The 1,946-nt window shown below is 40.3% G+C and carries 1 protein-coding gene; it reads right to left on the bottom strand.

From position 1 onward, the window contains the following. Window positions 1–1,946, bottom strand: a 1,946-nt coding sequence (locus ADI74_RS08930; RefSeq protein ID WP_049538399.1) for a Cna B-type domain-containing protein, incomplete at both ends; no start/stop codon positions are given.

Genomic DNA, 1,946 nt, shown 5'->3' with positions numbered 1-1,946 from the left:
ATCAAAGCAAGCCCTGCAACTACTGCTGCGTTAGATGCTTTTTCACCAGTGTTAGGAAGTTGAGGTTTTTGTCCTGGTTTTCCTGGTTCATTTGGTTTACCTGGTGTTGGTTTTTCTGGAGTGTGCGTATTTGTAACGTTCCTACCATCTTCTTTTGCTGTGTACCCTTTCACAGTGCCAACTTCTTTGACAGTGTACTTGATTTCTTGACCATTTGCGTAACGATCAAGCTCAGTAAACTCGAAGGCCCACTCGTTGTCTGAAAGAGCTGTTGCTTTTGTAACAGTTACAGTCTTACCAGTTTCTTTACCGTTGGCAAGAAGTGCTACAGTAATTGAGTCTGGACGAATACCGTCTTTGTTATTAGCATCATCCCAGATCTTCTTACCTTTTACAGTAATTTTCTCTGGTGTATGTTCGTTAGTAATCGTATACTTACCGTCTTTTTCTGGAGTAATTGTTGTTTCGTATGATGCAACAGCCACTTCTTTGACAGTGTACTTGATTTCTTGACCATTCTCATACTTAGGAAGTTTCTTAGATTCGAACTTCCAGCCAGTTTTTTCTGATACTTCAATCTCTTGAACGACTTCTTTATCGTTTTTAAGAATTTGAACTTTCACAGATGTTGTACGTTTGCCGTCTTGGTTGTTGTTATCTTTCCAAACCTTAGTTCCTGAAAGGATAACTGTATCTGGATTGTGAGTGTTAGTCACTACTTGACCAGTTACAGAGGCTTCATAACCAGCTGGTACATCCACTTCCTTGATTGAGTAAGTGATTTCTTTACCAGCTTCGTATTGTGGAATATTTGTGAAGGATGCTACCCAAGTGTTGGCATCTGTCTTATCCTTAGCTGTCAAGGTCAATTTCTTACCTTCAACGGCTACTGGATCAGCATCTCCTACTTTTTTATAAAGTTGAACCGTTACTGACTCAGGACGTTTACCGTCTTGGTTGTTCGCATCGTTCCATACTTTTGTTACTTTGTAGTCGATTGCTTTAGGAGCATATTTGTTTGTGATGGTAAAGTCTGTAATCGTAGATTCGTATTCTGCTACGGCTTCTTCCGTTACAGTGTATTTGATTTCTTTACCATCTTTATATTTTGCTAATTTCGTGAATTCGACAGTCCAAGTTCCGTCTGCGGCTGCTTGAACTTCTTTCGAATCAACTTTCTGACCGTCTGCTAAAAGATTGATTGTAATCTTAGTTGGACGTTTGCCGTCTTGGTTATTCGCGTCATCCCAGTTCTTAGTTGCTTTAATGTCAACTGTTTCTGGTGAATAGCTATTTGTGATGGTGAATCCTGATGCAGCGTCACCAGTAACCTTAGAAGTGTAACCAGGAACAGTTACTTCTACTACAGTGTACTGGATAGGTGTACCGCCCTTATCAGCATCAAGATCTGTGAAGCTTCCAGCCCAACCGTTTGCGGCATTAAGTTCAAGTGTTTTACCAGTATCTTGACCATCTGCAAGCAATTTAACTGTGACAGAAGTTGGACGTTTACCATCTTGGTTGTCCTTATCATCCCATGCTTTCTTCACAGAAACTTGAGTTTTGGCTGGTGTGTATTTGTTTGTAAATACAAGATCTTTTGCTTCTTTTGAAGCTGTTGCTTTCAATTCAGTCGCGCTTACTTTCTCAACCGTTACTTCAACTTCTTGAACTGTCTTATCGTAAGTGATGCCTGTTTCAGTTCCAGCAACTTCTGAGATGGTGTACTTGTGAGTTCCCACTTGGCTCTCATCATATGAGATTGGTGAGAAGGTCACTGTTCCGTCGGCAGCGTTTGTCACTGTTTCAACAACAGTTCCGTCTTCTTTCTTCAATTCGAAACTGTATTTACCAGCTTCAAGATTTTTACCTTCAAGAACTTTCTTAGCTCCAAGAGTTACACTTGTAGCTCCTGCTGGAGTGTATTTGTTTGTAAATACAAGATC

This window comes from Streptococcus pseudopneumoniae (genome assembly GCF_001074565.1).
Classification (GTDB): Bacteria; Bacillota; Bacilli; order Lactobacillales; family Streptococcaceae; genus Streptococcus; species Streptococcus pseudopneumoniae_J.
This window is presented reverse-complemented; position numbering and strand designations above follow the sequence as displayed.